Raw genomic sequence first — 14,377 nt, 5'->3', positions numbered from 1 at the left:
ATTGACAAAAGAAATTTATCGCCAGAATGATGTTCATTGGTACCACTAGCATTTAAGCTAGTACGGGTGAACTATATGTAGTATAGAATGTCTGACTTAATTCTGTTTTGGCATCGGCGCGATTTACGCATTTCTGACAATACGGGACTGGCTGCGGCAAAACAACAGAGTCCGAAAGTGGTGGGCGTGTTTTGTCTTGATCCGAATATTCTGGAACGAGATGATGTTGCTCCTGTGAAAGTAACTTATATGATTGGCTGTTTGCAGAAACTCCAAGAGCGATATGCTCAAGTTGGTAGCCAGTTGTTAATACTCCATGCCAATCCTGTACAAGCGATACCAGCTTTAGCAGAAGCAATGAATGCCAAAGCTGTTTTTTGGAATTGGGATGTAGAACCTTATTCGCAAGAACGCGATCGCACTGTTATAAATGCTCTCAAAGAAAAAGGGATTCAGTTTCTTAACCAAAACTGGGATCAAATCCTCAATTCCCCAGAGCAACTACGCACCGGTAGCAATCAACCTTACACAGTTTACACCCCTTTCTGGAAAAATTGGATTGCCAAACCAAAAGCGAACCCAGTAGAAACTCTCCAAAATGTTGAGGGTTTAACAGAAGGTGAACAAGAAATTGCTAAACTTGCAGGAGCCATAACGCTACCTTCAGCAAAAGATTTAGGATTTATTTGGGATGGAGAATTAATTATTTCACCGGGAGAGGCGGCAGCGCAAGAACGGCTAGAGGAATTTACGGCTATTGCGATTACTGAATACCAAGAACAACGAAATTTTCCCGCAGTAGATGGAACATCGCAACTGAGTGCAGCTTTAAAATTTGGTGTAATTGGCATTCGCACCGTTTGGCAAGCCACCATAGAAGCACTAGAAAACAGCCGCAGTGAAGAAACAGCAGTTAATATTCGCACATGGCAACAAGAATTAGCTTGGCGGGAGTTTTATCAACATGCAATGTATAACTTCCCCGAATTAGCTGATGGCGCTTTTCGCGATACCTTTAAAAACTTTCCTTGGCAAACTAACGAAGAACATTTCCAAGCTTGGTGCGAGGGGAAAACAGGCTATCCTATTGTAGATGCAGCGATGCGCCAGATGAATGAGAGCGGCTGGATGCATAACCGTTGTCGAATGATTGTTGCTAGTTTCCTTACCAAAGACTTGCTAATTAATCCCCAATTGGGTGAAAAATACTTTATGCAGCACCTAATTGATGGCGATTTATCTGCTAATAATGGCGGTTGGCAATGGAGTGCTTCTAGCGGTATGGATCCTAAACCTGTGCGAATTTTCAATCCAGCCAGTCAAACACAAAAATTTGATCCAGAGGGGGAATATATTCGGCAATGGGTATCAGAATTGCGGTCTGTAGATACAGAATATTTAGTTACTGGGAAAATTCCATCTTCAGAACGTCATGCTGTTGGCTATCCTGAACCTATTGTGGATCATAAAATACAACAACAGCAATTTAAACTGCGTTATCAACAGCAAAAAACTGTTAGTAGTGGTGAGTAAAATTGTGAGTTTTTTAATGTTTATTTAGGTTGATACTGTATCATAATAAGAATCTTGCTATAGGGCTATTTCATTCTCATCTAGCCCGCCTCAAAATGAATTCACCAGTCTAATAGCGAAAATCGTCTTTAGACGACTGATAAAAGGTTATAGTCCGTTAAAACGGACTTTAGCTAAAAGCCTATGAACTTTAGTTCTGGGCGATTTATGTCTAGAACGAAATAGCCCTGTGTTGTTATAGGGCGATCGCATCTAAATAAGTAGTCAGACAGAATTAATTACACAATATTATTGTGAGCGATCGCAATGACTGTAAATATTTTTGTCGGACTACTTATTGACGACGTAGCAGTCTGACGTCTCTCTAACGCATTGACAAATGAAATAATAAATGCAGTAGTAAAACAACTGGAATCAAACAGATAAGGAACACCAATTTATGACCTCAACCACAACTTACACTTACGATATCGATGGCAAAGTGATATCTGAGAGGACAGACAACAACGGTGATGGGATAATAGACTCAGTTATTACCTACCGCTATGACCTGACATCCACTAGCCTTGACGACAACGGCGACGGCAAAGTTGATTTTGTCGAAACTTTTATTTATGATGCCAAGGGCAACCGGACATCCACCAGCCGTGACTTCAACGGTGACGGCAAAGTTGATTTTGTCGAAACCTCTACTTATGATGGCAAGGGCAACCAGACATCCTTAAGCACTGACAACAACGGCGACGGCAAAGTTGATTCTGTCGAAACCTATACTTATGATGCCAAGGGCAACCGGACATCCACCAGCCGTGACGACAACGGCGACGGCAAAGTTGATTATGTCCAAACCTCTACTTATGATGCCAAGGGCAACCTGACATCCACCAGCCGTGACGACAACGGCGACGGCAAAGTTGATTTTGTCGAAACCTCTACTTATGATGCCAAGGGCAACCGGACATCCTTTAGCCGTGACTTCAACGGTGACGGCAAAGTTGATTATGTCGAAACCTCTACTTATGATGCCAAGAGCAACCTGACATCCTTTAGAGTTGAAAACAACGGCGACGACAGATTTGATCCTGTCCAAACCTATACTTCCTATACTTATGGACGCGCATCCGCTAGCTATGACTTCAACAATGATGGTGTAATTGATGCAGTTGGCATCTACAGCTACGATTTTAACGGCAACCTGAAATCACAAAAAATTGACAATAATGATGATGGCATCTTTGATGAAGTCACCGCTTATAGTTACGACGCTAGCGGCAAACAGACTGCACAGGTAGCTGACAAAAATAATGATGGTATCCCTGATGAGATTACCACTTTCAACTACGATCGCAATGGCAAACTAATTTCCGCAGATATTGACAACAACAGTGATGGCATTACTGATGCAGTTGCCACTTATCTGTATGATACCAATGGTCAATTAATCAGCAAAACCACCACAGACGGAAATGTGCCAAAGATTACTTTAAAAGGTGGTAGCGGTGCAGATGAACTCAGTGGTGGGGCTGGTAACGATCAAATTTCCGCCAAAAATGGCAACGATAAACTCTTTGGATTAGCCGGAAATGACAAACTAGTTGGTGGTAGTGGTAATGACATCCTCAATGGTGGCGCTGGGCGTGATACCCTCACAGGCGGTTGTAGCGCTGATAAATTTGTGTTCAGTAGTCTAAGTGATTCGCTACTGTCTAGCTTTGATAAAATAACTGACTTGAACATTTTTCAAGATAAAATTGATGGACTATATGCAGTTAGCGCTGCTAATTTAGTTCAACTTGGCAAAGTTGCAAGTCTAAATCTTTCAGATATACAACAGATATTGACTGCAACTGCTTTTGTAGCTAAAGGTGCGGCAACTTTTACCCTTGGTACAGGCAATAAGGGGCAGACTTTTCTGGCACTCAACGATAACGTTAATGGATTCTCTGCCCTCACGGATGCTGTGATTGAGATTAGTGGCTACAAAGGCAGCTTGAATAGTTTAGCAGTTGTCTAACTTCATACTGCTGACCAAAACTAGAGTGTGCGTGAGTCCTAATCATATCTCCCTACTTGGGAGAGGGACTTTTTTCCGGCTCCCCTTCTCCCAAATTTAGGATAAGGGGCTGGGGGATAAGGGTTTTTTCTGTAGTTTTCAAGGTGGACGCGGTTTAGTAGTTTCGTAGGGTGCGTTATGGACACGCCGAAATAACAAATGAGTACCCCGAAATAACAAATGAGTACCCTGAAATAACAAATGAGTACCCCGAAATAACAAATGAGTACCCTGAAATAACAAATGAGTATGCCGAAATAACAAATGAGTACCCCGAAATAACAAATGAGTACGCCAAAATAACAAATGAGTACGCCGAAATAACAAATGAGTACGCCGAAATAACAAATGAGTACCCCGAAATAACAAATGCGTTGGCGTAGCCCGCACTTCTCTACGAGACGCTTTTGCTAGCTTGCTTCCACGAAGTGGTACGACAAAGCTACTTTGACCGAAAACGACTCATGATACAAGCCCCTAAATTCATTAATGGAAAATATAAAAACAATTGTGCCGCGATGCTTTAGCTTTAACGCCAAAAAGTCCTTTAGTGCCTAAAATCACAGCCAACTACTTTTCAAACAACCTTTAAACGAGAAATTGTCCATAAGATGAGCAGGAAGATTAAGTAAATTACGCCAACTAGCCCAAACTCAATCAAAGGAATATAGGTTACTTCGTAAATTCTGCCCAAGCCGCGTTCAGTCAGTCCATAAACGGCTATTAGACTCACTAAAAAGGCTCCGTAGATAGTACGTTTAGTCAAGATACTTACAGGTAAACCGTGGAGTTGAGTAAGTACTAAAATGCCAAAAAAACCAAAAAGAAATGTTGGCCACTTGCTTTGCCCTAAAATCAAAGATACGATAACACTATGTAATAATACTGAAATTTCTAAAGTAAATGTCCACCAACGGTTTACATGGGTGCGGTTGAATATTAACGACGATTGAAGCAGAAGCAAGAACATATAGAGAAAACCAATCAAATGCCCTAAAGTCGCTTCCATTGGATGATACCAGAAGGTGTAGATAGCGGCGAAGGAGAAAAAATAGCCGTGGTACAGCTTGATAATTTGCAAAAACTGTTGATGAAAGGGAACAGAATTACCAAAAAACAAACCGCGTCGAGGCGTTTCCAAAATCAGTACGAACACCAGTAGGAGGACAACCGCACCTTGAGAAGCCCAAATTGAGGTATCTTGAGCTAGAGCATCGTACCAAATATAAGTCTGGAGAAAGTGTAAAGCGATGAATGCACCATTAATAGCAAGCATGAGGTAGTTAATCGGGTGCAACGCTGATTTGTATTTCAACTGCGATGCCTGCGGCGGGCGTAGCCATCGCTGCGCCCACAAAATACACCCCCAGATGCTAAACTGATGCCCAAGGTACATTCCCCAAGCCGTCGCCCGACTCCAAAAGGTTGGTTGGGGAAGTTTCCAGTAGTACCAGTTTAATCCTTGGTCAGGAAGTTTGGTGATGCTTGCAGGAATGCTCCCACCTACCCAAATTGCGTAAGTGAGGAGGATGCTTACAAAGATGCCTAAAAATAATACTCGACGACCAGTCATAGTAATTTTAGATTTTAAATTTTAAATTTTAGATTTGAGATTAAAAATCTTTAATACAAGGCTGTTTCAAAAAAATATTAAGCTTTGAAATCAAGATTGTCAGGCAATACGTTCTGTGTTTGGTTCAGATGCACTTTTCGTTACTCGCAAACTAAGAGTCAAAGCTACTAGCATTACTAAAAATCCACTCAAAAAAGGAGCAGAACTCCCAAATCTCATAAAACTCAGCCCTGCCCAGATTGGGCCACCAATCCGTGCCAACGCAGAGCAAGAACTAGCAATACCTAATATTTGTCCTTGTTCTTCTGGGGCTGTCATTTGGGAAATCAGGCTGTTCAATATTGGTTGGCTAACACTAATTCCCCATGCTACAAGCGTGGTAGCAACCAATAATAAAATTAAGCTTTGTGAGAATCCAATTAACAGTAATCCTGAACCTAACCCTAATATCCCCAAGATAAGTAACTTTATTTCACCGAAATATTTCTTGAGAAATCCGATCAGTCCTCCTTGAATGATTGTGCTGACAATCCCCATGAAGGCAAAAAGATAACTAGTCTGTTGAGGGCCCCAATTTAATTGCTGCTTAGACCATAAAGCTAATGTAGAGTCCATAGACGCAACAGCAAAGGTAACAAAAAAGTAGATGCCAGCAAGCAAGCAAAACTGTGGACGTTGTGACAGTTGTAGCAAGTTCAGCCGTTGCTGACGGTGGCGATGAGTTTGGATTTTTGCTTTAGTCTCAGAATTTAGAGATTCTGGAAGTAATATCAAAGCACAAAGCAATGCCAATAAAGATAATCCGGCTGCGAACAACGATGGTAGATGGAAGTTAGCGTTATCTCGATCTGATCCGATCAGAATACCTCCAATAGCTGGGCCGAGAATAAAGCCAAGACCAAAAGCAGCTCCGATTATGCCCATGCCACGAGCTCGATTAGCTGGCGTGGTAATATCTGCTATGTACGCCTGAGCAGTAGCAATATTGCCTGCCATAATCCCGGCAAGACTACGAGCAATAAATAAAATACCCAATGAGTTGGCAAAACCTAACCCAGCGTATGCAATTACAGAACCTAATAAAGTGAGTAATAAAATTGGACGACGACCGTAGCGATCGCTAAATTTACCCCATAATGGTGCAAATAAGAATTGCATTAAAGAATAAACAGCTACAAGTAGTGTCGCTTCATTAGCTTTTGCCCCGAATTGTTCAGCATACAAAGGCAGTATCGGCAGGATAATTCCGAAGCCGAGCAAGTCTATAAATACAGTCAAAAATAAGACTAATATAGCCCTGCTATTATTTTTATTCTCCCTAGTAAAATTCATTTTGACAAAAAATATGTATAACTTTGATTAATGTTATAGACATTAGAAAATTTTTGTTCATAAAAACCTATTCAACGCAACCAGTAATCATCTCAAGCAATATGATTGAATTTGAGTGTGGTTAAGCAAAATAGCATGAAACAAACCCACTAGAAAAATTAAGCCAATAATACTACTAATAAAAGCAACTATAATCTCGTGCTTCCGTATAGCTTTTTGTATCTTCGCGTCTATGATGTGTTCTAATTCTTTGTATGACATTTACTTGAATTTGGCTAAAAGTAAGAATTATGTAAACCTTGCGTCTGGCTGAAGTTTGAGTATGTCCAAAAAATTAAGCTTATTCAATGAGAAATTATTTCGACGCTGTAGAAGCATCGAAATAATTCTTCATTGATAATGATACTCGCCTCCGGCGAGAAACAAGCTAGGTAATCGTTAACTACAATCACTGTTAGGCGATTTCCGGAAAATAAATTATCTAATATCCCGATTAAATTAGTTCTTATCCCCTAGTTGACAATACGGTTCAGATAAGCATTCTTTACCTAAGAGTGCGATCTAAGAAAAGGGCTGGATGTTTCAAGTTACCTTTTCCCTTTTCCTTTAAGCAAACTGGATTCTACGCTTGCTTATCACTGGAGGTGAATATAGGAATCGTATTTGATTCTTGAAATTATCTAAGTGACCGGGGAGTAGGGAGTGGGGAATAAAGAATTAGCAATTATTTGGCCAAGAACGTTGGCGTAGTTTCAAAACAGCACCTGAAATACCAAAAGCTAATATCGCTAAGGTCAAACTTGGTTCAGGAGCTGCAACAATACTTACCTGATTAATAGCCAAGGCGTATTGTGGAGCAGAACTGCTAAAAACGAGTCGTGAGATGTTTGCAGTATCACTACGAATCCCCAAGAATACTGCCGAGTTATCTAATGCTAGCGACGAAGTACTGAGAACTGAGAAACTACCCAACAAGTTATTGCTGCTATCAAAAGCGTTGATAAAAGTTTCAACTTCTAAATTACTAATATCTACAGCTATCTGAGTACCAGCACCATAAACTGGCTGGGCAAAACTAATGCTCAAAGGGCCTCCGTTCCCCTGAGTCCGAGGATCAGGAGCGCCAGGAGGAAGAGGTTGAAATCCTGTTGGGTTTATACCTCCAAAGAGAATAAAATCTCCTTGAGCGAAGTTAGTCCGAATGCCAGGTGGAGGTAACGTTTGAAAGATAAACGGTGGAGTAATCTGAGGATTCTTAGCTGGAGTTATATTTACATCTAAGCCTAAACCGCTTTGGGATGTTGCTGAAAAAGAGTTAGGTAAAAAAACAGAAAAGTCAGGCGCAGAGGGATTGAAGACTTTACCTAAACTTCCCCAATCAACTTGATCATTACCTCCTAAAAGAGCGCGTTCATTTACTAAAAATGTAGATGCTTTAACTGGTAATGGAAGAACCGTTATTATTACTGTAATAGCTGTTAAATATTTAACAGATAACTTAAAGAATTTATTTATCGTAAATGCCACAAGGTCTACTCCTAATTTTTGTAAAATAATATCATCAAAATGGAATAATTTAACACTCAGGAATAGGCAGTATGTCGCTCTAGTCGAGGGAACTAAAGTAACTGCCGTGTTCAATATTTATGTTGCAAAAACTTTTTGAGCGTTAGCATCTGAGAACTGATACGATTTATACTTGTATCAGCCCAACCTTTTGTTTTGCAATATAACTTTTACTTTGGAAACAAATTACAAAAAGTTTTAACTTGTGATGGAGTTGTGTCTTTTAGGAATTTTACACCAACTGAATATTTACATTGGATGAAAGATTTTCAACGAAGGCAAGTTGAGTTCCTAAGAAAGACAAGTTACCAGTAGAGGCGTTGTAAGTAAAATCGCTACTATTAGTAGTACCAAACCCTAGTTTAGAAACTTGGATTACGTCGCCCTCAACAAAGTTGTAATCTTTGATGATGTCAACACCCTCGTTAGCACTGTTGAAAGTAAAGTTATCTGCACCAAGACCACCTGTAAGAACGTCATTACCTAGGCCACCAATAATGGTGTCATTGCCAGCATTACCCACTAATAGGTTATTTTGGCTATCGCCAGTAATGCTGTCAGCCTCATTTGTACCGGAGAAATCGTCAAAGTTAATTACCTTGTATGTTAATGTTCCCAAACCAGAAACGTTATTGGCAGAGATAGTTTGGGTTTCTAGGTTAACAGTGGCAGATACTCCAGCCAAAGATTGAGACGCATCTATGGTGTTATTAGCAACAGTAGGATCAGCAATAACTGTTTCTACTTGAAAGACTTGATCTGTTCCAAATCCACCAGTTTTGATAATTGTCCCTACACCTGAGAGAGTGATGGCTTGACCTAGTTTGCTGTAGTCTACTGTATCCAAGCCATCTCCGCCATTGATGCTGTCGTTACCGCTACTACCGATGAAGGTGTCATCGCCTGCACCACCTATCAACGTGTCATTGCCTAGTCCACCATCAATCACATCATTGCCACTTCTACCATCAATTAGGTCATCACCAGCTAGACCAGTTAATTGATTATTTTGACTATCGCCTTTAATGCTGTCAGCTTCATTTGTGCCAATGACATTGGCAATGTTGACTACATTGATTGTTTGTGTTTCTGAAACAGTAACGTCATTAAAAAAGACAGTTTGGGCTTCTAGGTCTGCGGTGATAGATACCCCGGAAGATTGAGACGCATCTAGGGTGTTGTCGATGATAGATAATTGAGACCAAACGTTATTACCATTTTCACCATTGATTATGGAATTGTTGCTGCTAAATACTATAGGCGAAGATTTGTCTGAGCCATCTCCACCATCTATGGTGTTATCCTTAATCAAAGATGAGCCAGACAAAAATTGAGATGTTATGGTGTTATTAACATCATAGATATCATTGCTACTGGCATCACTTATACCAGGAGTATTTATTAGCTCAATGGGCATAATATACACCTTTCTAGCTTTACAAATGAAATGTACTTGATCGTTGTAATACTTACATAATACAAGGTCTTGAATTATAAATTTCTGATGAAATCACCTCAAACATAATTAATGTTGTTTTATATATTTGCTCAACTAAACATGCATAAGGATTCGGTTTTCCCAAAAATGCATTATTGTGTTGGAAATATTGAGAATTAATAATATTAGGAGTTATGTACTTTACAAACTATTTATCGTGTGCATCAAAGTCAATAGGTTGTTTCAGCTTTTTGCTATAGGATTCCTATTTAAATCTTTGAACAAAATTAGGTGTTGAGGATGCATTAGGCACATTAGCAGTAATATCAATAAAAATATGGTAGGAAATCTACTAACCAGTCTTGAGATTATACCTAACAAAAATAAGCAAGCTGTCAGGGGACAAGATAGGAAATCTACTGACATTTATTTTGTATGGCTTGTTAACAAGTAACTTCAGTGTCTTCTGGGACATGGACTGAAACAGCTTTCATTAATGCACATCACAATGCATGTGTACTGCATAAGATAAGTGTTACACTTATCTTATTTACGACAGGCTGCGCGTAGGAAGACACTTAAGGAGTACGTCAACGTCTTCTATGCAAACAGCGATCGCATCTCAGACTTATTTGCATAATTTCGGATACATTACCGCAAATGCGCTGATATTTTATTTTCGCCTCTTCATAAAATCCGCAAAAACACCGTTACGCTATTTGAACTTGTGATCAAAACTTAGAGCATCCAGTTTATTAGGGCGTGTTTATGACCAACCCTGTAAAGACGGTTATCCAAGTCAATCTGGAGATGGCTCTAGAAGTAGCTCATGAATTGGAGCAAGCTCCATCCACTCAACTCGGTGCTTATTGTTTGGAAATTTTGCGGGAGATAGGATGTGCTGGTAGTGAACTCCCACTGAACTTACAAACTCGCGATCAGCAACTAAACTTTATCACAGGCTTTGCGTCTTATGCTTTTGGGGAGGTACAAAATGTACAGAGCATTAATTGAAGATATATTTTCCGATCCAGAAGAGGTAGAAGAAACTACTTTTCCTGCCACAGATAAAGATTTGTTAATTTTAACAGAAAAATTTTTAGGGTTTGAAATTCCTTCAAAGGTTTTCTTACAAGCTATAGCCATTGCTGATTACGATGGTGCAGCTGCTTTTCGCTACGTTGATAATTATTTGACTACTCTCAAAAATAAAAAGAAACCTAAGCATAAGAAATTACTTGTGTTAGGTGCTTCAACTAAATACGACAATAATTGATGTGTTTCTTTACAAGCTAACCTTGAACCAATCCGATTTAGATAAGATAATTTTTATAGCCGATGTAGAGACATTGTATTGCAACGTCTCTACATACATCTCTCCCACACCGACAATAAAGCACAATTAAAATTTATCTAGAAGCTAGTGGTGGGATCTCTATTAAATTAAGCATTTTTATGTGTGTGCTAATTACGTTAAAGTAGCTGATTACGAATTAGTATTAATCTCCTTTAAGACACACTTGTTCATAACTTTTACCAGCAATATCCCAAGTAAATTCTGTTTCTACTAGTTGTCTGCCTTTGTGAGACAATTCTGAACGCAGATGTGGATGCTCAAAAAGTTGACTAATTGCGGTGATGTACTCTGTCGGTTTATTTGCTCGTAATGCCCGCAATGGATGACTAGCACCATCTACGGCTAATCCTTCTAAACCGCGATCGCTAGCTACTATCGGTACACCAGCTGCCATTGCCTCTAAAGTTTTATTTTTAATGCCAAACCCAGTCCGCATGGGTACAACGCAAATGGTAGATTTATGTAAATATTCTACCATCGAAGGTACACGCCCAGTTACATTAATTCCTGGTTTTTGAGCAAGTGCTAAAACTTCTGACACCGGATGAGAACCGACAATATCGAAAGTTGCATCAGGATACAATTTTTGAATTTCTGGCAAAACTTCGTTGCTGAAAAAGCAGACAGCATCAATGTTTGCTAAATTATCCATTGCACCGATGAAAATTAAACGGTGTCCACCTGGATCGGTGGTACGGTTGGGGAAAGAAACTAAATCTACACCATTGGGAATAACTGTAATTTCACTATTGGGGTTAAATTCTTGTAGTTGAATTTTATCTTCTTCTGTTGTCGCGACAATTGCCGAAAATTTAGCACAGTAGTTTTGCTCATAACGTCGCAAAAGTGGCAGATTAATTTTGTCTCTGAGGGAATTTTCTGAAATGCCCGTTGAGAGTTGGTTTCGACAAGTAGCGTAAACTGAACTATGAATATTAACTATAGTTTTTAGTTGTTTGGGAAAATGCGAACGTACATAAATTTCATTGACGCTATGTTCGCAGGTAATTACATCACATTTTCCCGCTTCCACCCAGTTATCAATCCATGTTTGCATCTCAACTGAGTAGCGGTTGAGTACGCTTGGTGGTGTTCCCTGTTGCAAAAATTTACTAAATCGCTGTATTTTCTTGAATATTCCGGTGGTTGCATAATCTGGCGGACGTTCAAAAATGGCTAGATGATCTACACAATCGCGTAATTCTGCTACTTCTGCATCTGTAACATCGCTCTCGCGTTGAGTCACCAGGGTAATTTTATGGCGTTGACTGAGGTATTTAAGTAAATTAAATGTCCTGACTTGGGTTCCCCCGCGCGTTGGTGGGTAGGGAAAGGTGGAAGAGAGCATTAAAATGTTCATATAAGTGATGCATCAAATGTGATACATATACCATCACCTCATTGGAGGCTTTATGTCATTATTTGATTTACAGCAGTTTTCAAATGAATAGACCTCTTTCCTTTTAGGCTACGGTGTCGAATTACCCCCCTTAGTCCCCCCTTATAAAGGGGGGAAACAAGAAATCAAATCTAGTTCCCTCCCCTTTATAAGGGGAGGGTTAGGGTGGGGTAAAACCTTGATTAATCAAGTATTTCAGACTTGGGTTAGGTCTTTTTTATAGTCTACTCAACTGAAAATCTCTGTATGCAAGAGGTCTATTGCATTCAACCAATAATCACTACAAATCACAGCATAATCAAACCCAGTCGCACACCCACAGCAACAGCCTCGGTGCGGCTGGAGACACTGAGCTTTTGAAAAATGGATGAGAGATGAAATTTGACGGTATGCTCCGAAATGTGCAAACCTTTAGCGATCGCTTTATTCCCCAACCCAGAACCAAGCATACCTAAAACCTCAATCTCGCGTGGTGTCAAGGTTTGTACGGGATTCGCCGCCACTTTTTCTCGGATAGATAGTAATTCTATAGCATCCGGGTGTAGCACCACCAAACCAAAAGCGATCGCCTCCACAGCAGCAACAATTTCTGACTCTGTGCTAGTGCTGGGCAATATCCCCCGGATACCAGAACGTAACCCCGTCTCTAAATCAATGCTGTCGAGTTCCTCAACAATGACGATCATTCCTAATGGATATTGCTGTTCTTGAATAACCAGCAATTTTTCCCACACCGATTGTTGAAGATTACCACTCAAATCTACCAGCACCACATCTGGTTGTAATTGCCCAACTTCACTCGCCAATACATCCAAATCGGATGCACTCCCCACAACCGTTAGCCGAGGATTGGTAGTTACCACAGCTGATAGCCCTGCCCGTACTACAGGGGAAGTGGCAACTACCATCACCCGGATCATGTCGCCTCCACAGCAGTTTTCCCAGACTGCACGTCAACATAAATTACGAATTGCTTCCCACCGCGTAGGAGTTGTAGCGGTACAGAACCTTTACTGTCATGGAGATATTTAGTTAAATCATTCATAGTAGTGAATAATCGCCCCGAAACTCCAATTAAAACATCGCCGATTTGTACACCAGCAGTTTCCGCCGCACTGTTAGGTAGAATTGACAACACCAATAAACCTAAGCTACGACTACTTAAAAGCACAGGTTGCAGTGTAACTCCCAGTTGCGGACGGCTATTTCCCTGTAAAAAACGCTCAACGGTGTTGCTGGGAACTGCTACAGCCAAACCATTAACAATCATCGTATTAATTCCCACAACTCGTCCTTGACAATCGGCAAGTGGCCCCCCAGAGTTTCCAGGATATAGCTGCAAATCAGCCATAACAGCCCGTGGATTATTTGCATAAATGATTCCAGTTGTCACAGCACCACTGTCAGCAAAGGGATTACCCACTGCTAAAACTAATTCACCCACTCGTAGCGCCTCAGAATTACCAATGGTTGCAGCAGTTAAATTAGTGGCGACAATTTTCAGGGCTGCTAAATCCTGCTGTGGATCAAATTGTGTCCGCACTGCATCAAATACCCTTCCGTCTGCCAATTCCACAGTTGCGCGGTTGCTGGTTGCAACATGAGCATTAGTAATAATTAGTCCGTCAGCTTGCCAAATTACACCAGAACCGACTCCTAGAGAGCCGCTTTTCACTTTGACAGTGCGATCGCGTAGTTTAGCAGCTACCTCTGTTAATTCAGCAGCGATGTTAGTTAATGTTGTGTTTGCCATGTTATGTAATTTTTCCATGTCAAAGTAGAATCTAGTGATGTCCTTTGTCCTTAAAAACACAAATGACTGATGACTAATGACGATTCGAGCAAAAAGGTGCAACTTCCGAGTTCAGAGCCTCAACGTCCGAGCAAAAAGGTGCAACTTCCGAGTTCAAAGGCTCAACATCCGAGCAAAAAGGTGCAACTTCCGAGTTCAAAGGCTCAACATCCGAGCAAAAAGGTGCAATTTCCGAGTTCAAAGGCTCAACATCCGAGCAAAAAGGTGCAACTTCCGAGTTTAAAGGCTCAACGTCCGAGCAAAAAGGTGCAACTTCCGAGTTCAAAGGCTCAACGTCCGAGTAAAAAGGTGCAACTTCCGAGTTCAGAGGCTT

At 40.5% G+C, this 14,377-nt stretch carries 12 protein-coding genes; 4 read left to right on the top strand and 8 right to left on the bottom strand.

The window, feature by feature from the left end; all coding sequences use genetic code 11:
- Positions 1-87: 87 nt before the first annotated feature.
- Together RMZ43_RS25395 and RMZ43_RS25390 are read left to right on the top strand one after the other, a co-directional pair.
- On the top strand, positions 88-1,533 hold the full coding sequence (locus RMZ43_RS25395; RefSeq protein WP_322652873.1) for a deoxyribodipyrimidine photo-lyase, 8-HDF type: 1,446 nt from the start codon (positions 88-90) through the stop codon (positions 1,531-1,533).
- A gap of 439 nt (positions 1,534-1,972) precedes the next feature.
- Entirely contained in the window at positions 1,973-3,547 is a 1,575-nt protein-coding gene (locus tag RMZ43_RS25390; RefSeq protein WP_322652872.1) for a bluetail domain-containing putative surface protein, read from the top strand.
- 616 nt (positions 3,548-4,163) lie between these two features.
- On the opposite strand, the gene RMZ43_RS25385 is transcribed toward RMZ43_RS25390, so the two are convergent.
- From RMZ43_RS25385 to RMZ43_RS25370, 4 genes are all read right to left on the bottom strand, one after another.
- Positions 4,164-5,159 (bottom strand): hypothetical protein, encoded by a 996-nt coding sequence (locus RMZ43_RS25385; RefSeq protein ID WP_322652871.1) that lies wholly within the window; start codon positions 5,157-5,159, stop codon positions 4,164-4,166.
- A 99-nt stretch (positions 5,160-5,258) separates the two neighbouring features.
- The gene (locus RMZ43_RS25380) at positions 5,259-6,491 is read right to left on the bottom strand and encodes an MFS transporter (protein WP_416212424.1); all 1,233 of its coding nucleotides are present in this window, start codon (positions 6,489-6,491) and stop codon (positions 5,259-5,261) included.
- A 717-nt stretch (positions 6,492-7,208) separates the two neighbouring features.
- Entirely contained in the window at positions 7,209-8,018 is an 810-nt protein-coding gene (locus RMZ43_RS25375; protein WP_322652869.1) for a hypothetical protein, read from the bottom strand.
- 271 nt (positions 8,019-8,289) lie between these two features.
- Positions 8,290-9,474, bottom strand: a complete 1,185-nt coding sequence (locus tag RMZ43_RS25370; protein ID WP_322649950.1) for a calcium-binding protein — start codon at positions 9,472-9,474, stop codon at positions 8,290-8,292.
- A gap of 789 nt (positions 9,475-10,263) precedes the next feature.
- Between RMZ43_RS25370 and RMZ43_RS25365 the strand changes: the two genes are divergently transcribed.
- On the top strand, positions 10,264-10,509 hold the full coding sequence (locus tag RMZ43_RS25365) for a hypothetical protein (RefSeq protein ID WP_322652868.1): 246 nt from the start codon (positions 10,264-10,266) through the stop codon (positions 10,507-10,509).
- Positions 10,490-10,771 (top strand): hypothetical protein, encoded by a 282-nt coding sequence (locus tag RMZ43_RS25360; RefSeq protein WP_322649948.1) that lies wholly within the window; start codon positions 10,490-10,492, stop codon positions 10,769-10,771. Before RMZ43_RS25365 ends, RMZ43_RS25360 begins: the two co-directional genes overlap by 20 nt.
- A gap of 223 nt (positions 10,772-10,994) precedes the next feature.
- Here RMZ43_RS25360 and RMZ43_RS25355 read toward each other — a convergent pair whose 3' ends face one another.
- From RMZ43_RS25355 to RMZ43_RS25340, 4 genes are all read right to left on the bottom strand, one after another.
- Positions 10,995-12,212 carry a glycosyltransferase family 4 protein gene (locus RMZ43_RS25355; protein WP_322652867.1) on the bottom strand — a complete coding sequence of 406 codons (1,218 nt, stop codon included), beginning with the start codon at positions 12,210-12,212 and terminating at the stop codon, positions 10,995-10,997.
- Positions 12,213-12,538: 326 nt separating this feature from the next.
- Positions 12,539-13,171, bottom strand: coding sequence for a response regulator transcription factor (locus tag RMZ43_RS25350; RefSeq protein WP_322652866.1), 633 nt, complete (start codon positions 13,169-13,171; stop codon positions 12,539-12,541).
- Positions 13,168-14,004: a S1C family serine protease gene (locus tag RMZ43_RS25345; protein WP_322652865.1), complete on the bottom strand. Its 837-nt coding sequence runs from the start codon at positions 14,002-14,004 to the stop codon at positions 13,168-13,170. The genes RMZ43_RS25350 and RMZ43_RS25345 overlap by 4 nt, the downstream gene beginning before the upstream one ends.
- 73 nt (positions 14,005-14,077) lie before the next feature.
- On the bottom strand, positions 14,078-14,329 hold the full coding sequence (locus tag RMZ43_RS25340; RefSeq protein ID WP_322652864.1) for a hypothetical protein: 252 nt from the start codon (positions 14,327-14,329) through the stop codon (positions 14,078-14,080).
- Positions 14,330-14,377 lie beyond the last annotated feature (48 nt).

This window comes from Nostoc sp. CmiVER01 (assembly GCF_034531135.2).
Taxonomy (GTDB): domain Bacteria; phylum Cyanobacteriota; class Cyanobacteriia; order Cyanobacteriales; family Nostocaceae; genus Nostoc.
This window is presented reverse-complemented; position numbering and strand designations above follow the sequence as displayed.